Origin of the sequence: Aquabacterium sp., assembly GCF_044226965.1 — a bacterium.
In the GTDB taxonomy this organism is placed as follows: domain Bacteria; phylum Pseudomonadota; class Gammaproteobacteria; order Burkholderiales; family Burkholderiaceae_C; genus Pseudaquabacterium.
Genome location: NZ_JBGAGA010000079.1, coordinates 21,805 through 28,605, shown reverse-complemented (window position 1 = coordinate 28,605; position 6,801 = coordinate 21,805). Strand labels below are relative to the sequence as shown.

General features: G+C 69.6%; 7 protein-coding genes. 1 reads left to right on the top strand and 6 read right to left on the bottom strand.

The genetic code is table 11. The features are described from left to right. Positions 1-813: PQQ-binding-like beta-propeller repeat protein (locus ACILR4_RS24805; RefSeq protein WP_395703574.1), on the top strand; the 813-nt coding region annotated here is incomplete at its 5' end. 52 nt (positions 814-865) lie between these two features. Here ACILR4_RS24805 and ACILR4_RS24800 read toward each other — a convergent pair. The 6 genes from ACILR4_RS24800 to ACILR4_RS24775 all read right to left on the bottom strand — a co-directional run bounded on the left by ACILR4_RS24800 (position 866) and on the right by ACILR4_RS24775 (position 6,772). Beyond that, a complete protein-coding gene (locus tag ACILR4_RS24800; protein WP_395703573.1) occupies positions 866-1,072 on the bottom strand; it encodes a GNAT family N-acetyltransferase in 207 nt (68 codons plus the stop codon). After that, a complete protein-coding gene (locus ACILR4_RS24795; RefSeq protein ID WP_395703572.1) occupies positions 1,072-1,491 on the bottom strand; it encodes a GNAT family N-acetyltransferase in 420 nt (139 codons plus the stop codon). The genes ACILR4_RS24800 and ACILR4_RS24795 overlap by 1 nt, the downstream gene beginning before the upstream one ends. Next, on the bottom strand, positions 1,488-2,546 hold the full coding sequence (locus ACILR4_RS24790) for a bifunctional nicotinamide-nucleotide adenylyltransferase/Nudix hydroxylase (RefSeq protein WP_395703571.1): 1,059 nt from the start codon (positions 2,544-2,546) through the stop codon (positions 1,488-1,490). Before ACILR4_RS24790 ends, ACILR4_RS24795 begins: the two co-directional genes overlap by 4 nt. A gap of 30 nt (positions 2,547-2,576) precedes the next feature. Then, on the bottom strand, positions 2,577-4,274 hold the full coding sequence (locus ACILR4_RS24785) for an NAD+ synthase (RefSeq protein WP_395703570.1): 1,698 nt from the start codon (positions 4,272-4,274) through the stop codon (positions 2,577-2,579). Positions 4,275-4,657: 383 nt separating this feature from the next. Further along, the gene (gene pncB / locus ACILR4_RS24780; RefSeq protein ID WP_395703569.1) at positions 4,658-5,845 is read right to left on the bottom strand and encodes a nicotinate phosphoribosyltransferase; all 1,188 of its coding nucleotides are present in this window, start codon (positions 5,843-5,845) and stop codon (positions 4,658-4,660) included. A 96-nt stretch (positions 5,846-5,941) separates the two neighbouring features. Beyond that, a complete protein-coding gene (locus ACILR4_RS24775) occupies positions 5,942-6,772 on the bottom strand; it encodes a cysteine hydrolase (protein ID WP_395703568.1) in 831 nt (276 codons plus the stop codon). Between the last annotated feature and the right edge of the window lie 29 nt (positions 6,773-6,801).

Genomic DNA, 6,801 nt, shown 5'->3' with positions numbered 1-6,801 from the left:
AACCTCCAGGTCTACCGGGGCAACGAGGACGTCAACTTCTCGCACGACGGCAAGCTGCTGGCCGTGAGCGAGGAGGACAACTACGACGTCCACATCGTCGACTACGAGCAGCGCGCGATCCGATGGACCTTCGGCATGCCCGACACGCGCGGCAAGGGCGATCTGCTGAACTACCCCGACGACGCGCACCTGCTGGAAGACGGCCAGTTCCTGACCGCCGACATCCGCAACTGCCGCGTGCTGATCGTCGACCCGAAAGACAGCCGCATCACCACGCAATGGGGTCAAACCGGCCAATGCCGGCACAACCCACCACACCAGCTGGCCTATCCCAATGGCGCCACGCCGATGGACAACGGCGACATCCTGGTCAGCGAGATCAGCGGTTCGCGCATCTCGCGCATCACGCGCGCCGGTCGGATGCTGTGGAGCCGACAGGCACCCGACGTCCGCTATCCATCAGACGCCTTTCCCACCGTGGACGGCCGGCAGGTCATCGTGGCCGACTTCAGCAAACCCGGGCGCGTGGTGATCTTCGACCCGGCCTCGGGCAAGAAGACCTGGGAGTATTTCGTCAAGGACGGCGAGGGCGCGCTGGACCACCCGTCGCTGGCGCGCGAGCTGCCCGACACCGGCGACATCATCGTGGCCGACGACCTGCACGACCGCGTGGTCGTCATCGACCGCCAGACCAAGGCCATCATCTGGCAGTACGGCATGAAGGGCGTCAAGGGCCATCAGCCCGGCTTCCTCAACTATCCTGACGGCTTTGACTTGGACGTCTACCGGAACTGGCGCGACGCGCTGAAATAGCGCGCCGGGTGGCGTGCTCGTCAGGGGGGATCAGTCCGCCGTCAGTCCGCCGTCAGTCGGCCAACAGGGCCCAGCGCTCGTGGTCGCGCCAGCGGCCGCGGATCTTCAGGTAGCGGGCCGAATAACCTTCCTTCACGAAGCCGCAGCTTCGCACCAGCGCGATCGAGGCCTGGTTCTCGGGCTGGATGTTGGCTTCCAGCCGGTGCAGCTTCATCGCGCCGAAGGCGTGGCGCGCCACCAGGCGCAAGGCCTCGCGCATCAGGCCCTGGCGTTCGTGGCCGGCAAACGCGAAGTAGCCGAGGTAGGCTTCATCGCGCCGAAGGCTGCGCGACCAGGCGCAAGGCCGCGCATCAGGCCCTGGCGTTCGTGGCCGGCACGATGTTGCGGAAGGCCGCGCACGATGTTGGTGATCTCGTAGACGCCCACCAGCGCCTGCGTGTCGGTGCGCCGCACCAGGAAGCCGGCGTTGGCCGGGCCCGCGAGGTACTTCATCAGCGTGCGGTAGCGCTCGGGCGTGGCCGGCGGCGCCACCCACGGCCCGTGCAGCCGGCGGCTGGCGGCCACGGCCTGCAGGAAGTCGGCCTCGTCGGCCGGGGTCAGCGGCGCCAGGGTCACGCGCGCGCGCGTCGCCGTGGGCTTCGCGGACGGGCGCGGCGGGCGCTCCGGCGGCGCGCTCATGTGGTGAGGCCGAGGAAGTGGTCCAGCATGTGGAAGTGGTCGTCGTGGAACTGGTCTTCCATCGAGGTCAGGCGCTCGATCGGCACCCATTCCACGCGGGCGGCATCGTCGCCGGCGCGCACCTCGGGCAGCTCGCGCTCGCCCAGGTCGAAGTAGAAGGCGTGCGTGATGGTGCGGCCGCGCTGGCTGCGGTCGGGGTGGTCGAACACGCCGCTGCCCTGCAGGCTCAGTTTCATCGTGCTGTCCAGCAGGCTCAGCGCGGTTTCTTCCTGCAGCTCGCGCAGCGCGCTCTGGTAGGCGGTTTCGCGCTGCTCGATGAAGCCGCCGGGCAGCGCATACAGGCCCTGGCCGGGGGCTTCGGCGCGGCGGATCAGCAGCACGCGGCCGGCGCAGCGCACCAGCGCGTCGACGGTGACGAACACCGGCGGGTAGGGCGCCGCGGCCCAGGCCTCGCGGTAGGCCTTGATGAAGCGCCATTCGCGCGCGATGGTGGCGAACTGCGGCAGCGCGCTCCACGCCCGCAGCATCGCCAGCGTGCTGGGCGGGGCCTGGTCCACCAGCGCGGCCAGCGTGGCGTCCAGCGCATCGGCCGCACAGCCAAAGTAAGCGTCCCGCAAGGAGGTGGCATCGATCGGTCCGCTGCGCTCCACGCTCTTGAGCGTCCAGCCCGGGAAGGCGCGCAGGTAGTCGCTGGTGGCGTCCTTGAAGTGGCCGACCAGCGCGATGCGCGGCGAAGCCACGCCGGCCTCGGCCAGCAGCCGCGCCACGCCGGCCAGCACCACCTCGGTCCAGCGGGCTTCGTTGTAGTAGTCGCGCACCGGCAGGAACAGCAGGCGTTCGCGCTGGTCGGCGGGCAGCGCCAGCCGGAACATCTCGGCCCGCTCCTGCCACGACCAGGGGTTCTTCGGTGAGCGGGCCTGGAAGGCCGAGCCGATGACCACCACGCAGCGCGGCGCGATGGTCAGCGCCTGCTGCAGCAGCGCCGCATGGCCTTGGTGGAAGGGCTGGAAGCGGCCGATGAAGACGGCGGCGTCGTGGGCGTGGGTGTCGCTCATGGGCCGGGATTGTGGTGGGTCTGCGGAGGATCAGACGTACTTTGCTGCTATTGGCATCTGCCGGCCACTGCCGAAGGCGCGGGCGCGCACGCGGATGATCGGCGGCGCCTGGCGACGCTTGTACTCGTTGCGGGCGATCATGCCGCGCACGCGTTCGATCAGCGCGCTGCCGTCCGGCGTGGCGCGCAGCCGGTCGACGAAGGCCAGGGCCTCGCGGTATTCCCAGCCGGCCAGGCGCTCGCCCTCGATCAGCAGCTTCAGCACTTCGTCCAGCACTTCGTAGGGCGGCAGGCTGTCGGTGTCGCGCTGGTCGGGCGCCAGTTCGGCCGAGGGCGGCTTGTCGATGATGGCGGCGGGAATCAGCTCGCGGCCCGCGGCTTCGTTGACGTGGCGCGACAGTGCGAACACCTCGGTCTTGTACAGGTCGCCGATGAGGCCCAGGCCGCCGTTGGTGTCGCCGTACAGCGTGCAGTAGCCGACCGAGATCTCGCTCTTGTTGCCGGTGGTCAGCAGCAGGTGGCCGAAGCGGTTGGAGTAGGCCATCAGCACCGTGCCACGGATGCGCGCCTGCAGGTTCTCGGCCGACAGGCCCTGCAGCGGCGCGCCGAAGCTGGCTTCGAACTGCGTGCCGTAGGCCTGCACGAGGTCCTTGATCGGATGGGTGTGCAGCGCAATGCCGAGATGGCGGCACAGCACGGCCGAGTCGTCGACCGAGCCGCTGGACGAGTAGCGCGAGGGCATGGTCACGCCGACCACGTTGTCCGGGCCCAGGGCCTGCGCGGCCAGCGCCAATGTCAGCGCGCTGTCGATGCCGCCGGAGGAGCCCACCACCACGCGCTGGAAGCCGCAGCGGCGCGCGTAGTCGCGCAGGCCCAGCACGATCTGCGCCTGGTAGAAGGCCATCGTCGACAGGCCGGCTTTCGAGACGGCCGGCAGCGCGCTGCCGTCGGCCGCGGTGAAGTGGCCCTGCTCGAAACGCAGCGTGCACACGTCCTCGACGAAGCGCTGGGCCTCGAACACCACGCCGCCTTCGGGCTCCACCGCGAACGAGGCACCGTCGTACACCAGCTGGTCGTGCCCACCGATCTGGTTGACGTACAGGATGGGCAGGCCGTGGCGCCGTGCGGCGTTGCCGAACACCTGGTGGCGCTGCTCGCGCTTGCCGATGTTCGAGGGGCTGGCGTTGATCGACACCACCACGTCGGGCGCCGCATCGGCCATGCGCTGGAACGGGTTCACCGCATAGTCGGCGCCCTCGTCGTTCCAGCCGTCCTCGCAGATCAGCAGGCCCACCTGCGTGTGGCCGACGCGCAGCACCTTGGCCACGTCAGGGCCGGGCTCGAAGTGGCGCCGCTCATCGAAGATGTTGTAGGTGGGCAGCAGCTGCTTGGCGTAGCGCAGCACGATCTCGCCGGCATGCAGCACCAGCAGGGTGTTGTGCAGCCGCTTGCCGGGGCCCTGCGCGGGCATTGGCGCGCCGACCACCCAGTGCAGGTCGCGGATCTGCCGCGAGGCCTGGCGCAGCGTCTCGAGCCCCTGCTCGACGCGCGCCATGAAGCCGGGCTCTTCCAGCATGTCGGCCGGGTAGTAGCCGGTCAGGCTGAGCTCGGGGCACACCAGCAGCTGCGCCCCGTGCTCGCGCGCGGTGCGGGCGGCCGCGACGATGCGCGCGGCATTGCCTTCGATGTCGCCGATGGTGGGGTTGAGTTGGGCGAGGGTGATTTTCATGGGTGAGTTCTTAGGCGTGCGATGGTTGGCGCGGCAAAGCCGGTGGCCGGTGCGCTGGCCGGGCGGAGACCGCTCCCATCCGCACGCCACCACTGGTTCTGCAAAGCCGGGCGCGGGCTGTGCGGCCAGGGCATGAAGACATCAGCGCCGAGCAGCGCAGCGGGCGCGGGTCGGGGAGCGAAGCGACCTGGGGACACGTGTCTGAGGGCCTGTACCGGGACACGTGTCTGAGGGCCTGTACCCAGGCCCGAGTTGTGTCCCCATCCCGCGTCCGCGAGCAGCGCAGGGCAGTCGGCTCGCCAGAGCCGACCGCGATGTCGCCCTGGCCGCGCAGCCCGCGCCCGGCTTTGCCGCTCGGTCTGCGCAGGCAGTCAACGAAACGCTCACCGCACCACCCCAAACACCTGCCGCAAGTACGCCAGGAAGGTCTGGTCCTCGCACAGCGTCTTGCCCGGGCTGTCCGACAGCTTGGCCACCGGCTGGCCGTTGCAGTGGGTGAGCTTCATCACGATGTTCAGCGGCGTCAGGCCGACATCATTGCTCAGCTGGGTGCCGATGCCGAAGCCGCATTGCGTGCGGTCGGCGAAGTGGCGGTAGAGGTCCAGCGCGCGCGGCACGTCCAGGCCGTCGGAGAACACCAGCCGCTTGGTATGCGGGTCGATGCGCAGCTTCGCGTAATGCGCCAGCGCCTTCTCGCCCCATTGCACCGGGTCGCCGGAATCGTGGCGCAGGCCGTCGAAGAGCTTGGCGAAGTACAGGTCGAAGTCGGCCAGGAAGGCGTCCATGCCCACCACGTCGGTCAGCGCCACGCCCAGGTCGCCGCGGTATTCCTGCACCCAGTCTTCCAGCGCGGCCTTCTGGTGGTCGCGCAGCCGCACGCCCAGGGCTTGATAACTCTGCAGGTACTCGTGCGCCATGGTGCCGATGGGCACCAGGTTCAGGTCGCGCGCCAGCAGCACGTTCGAGCTGCCCTTGAAGTATTCGGGCACCTCGCGCTGCAGCGTGGCCACCACCTCGCGCTGCCAGGGGCCGCTGAAGCGCCGGCGCACGCCGAAGTCGAAGAACTCGAAGGGGTGGCGGCGCGGCGGCTCGGTGCCGAAGGCCTTGAGCTGCGCGATCTTCGCGGCCAGGCGCGCGCGGCCTTCAGCCAGCGCGGCGGTGGGGTTGAAGCGGCGGAAGTACAGCTCGTTGACGATGGCCAGCACGTGGATCTCGAAGCCCATCACGTGCACTTGCGGACCTTCGGCCTCGATGGTCAGCCGGTCGCCTTCGACGCCGGCGCGGATGAAGTCGCGCTGGAACTGGAAGATGCGCAGGAAGTCGACGAAGTCGCTCTTGATGAAGCGCAGGCCCTTCAGGTAGGCCAGCTCGTCGGGGCGGAAGCGCAGCGCGCACAGCGTGTCGAGCGCGGCGTTCACCTCGGGCAGCAGCTCGGCCAGCGGGTAGGCCGGTGTGTTGCGGCAGACGAAGCGGTAGCGCGCCTGCGTCTCGGGGTGGCGGTGCAGCATGGTCTGCCACATCGTGAACTTGTAGAGGTCGGTTTCCAGCAGGCTGGTGATCGGGGCGTCCATCGGGGGCCTTGGTGGGTGTGGGCAGGGTGAGCGCGGTCCGCGGCAGCCGCAGGTGTAGCGGGCTGCCGTATCAGCGCCGTATCGCGGTGGGGTGGGCTACTGCTTCAACAGTTGCAGCGCTTCGGCGCTGGTGGCGGTGCGCACGCCCTTCGCGCGCATCGTGGCCAGGAACCCAGTGGCCTGCGCCTCGAAGCCGCCGACCGGGCTCATGCAGTCGGTCAGCAGCAGCAGGCGCTCGGGCCGGCCGCCGGGCAGGTGCTGCACGATGTGCTCGGTGCTGGCCTTCACGCAGTGGCTGCTGGCTTCGCCGGCGATCAGCAGCAGGTCGCTGCGGTCCAGCGCCTCGATCAGCGCGCGGTTCAGCTGCGTGTCGGCATCGGTCGCGTCGGGCACTTCGGCCTGCACGGCGCTGTAGTGCTCGGTCCAGGGGTTCGATCCCTTGTTCACCTTGCGCACGATGGCCTGGCGCCGCTCTTCCCAGCGGTTGTAGGCCTGGCGCACCGCGGTGTGCACGTTGTGGCCCCAGCTGCCGATTTCGCAGTGCACCGGCCACACCATCAGCGTGTAGCGGCCGCGGGCTTCCAGCGCATTCAGGTAGGCCAGCGCGCGCGGCAGCGCGGCGGGCTGGCGCGGCGCGTACTCGCCGGCGCGCACCTGGGCCGCGGTGATGGGGGTGAACGGGCTCACCGCGCCGCCGTCACGTGTCTGCCAGAAGGTGGGGTGGGCGATGTCCAGCCGGTGGTGCGAATCGAGCGTGACGGTGATCTCGTCGAGCGCATCGCCCGCCTGGTCGATGAATGCGGCCAGGCGCTGCATGTCGGCATCGGCGCCGGCCACCGGCAGCGCGGGCGTGCCTTGCGGGCCGGCGGGCAGGTCGCAGAAGTCGTTCTGCGGGTCGATGATCAGCAACTGCACGGTGCGGGGCATGGTGGCGGGTCCTTTCGGGTCCTGGGCAT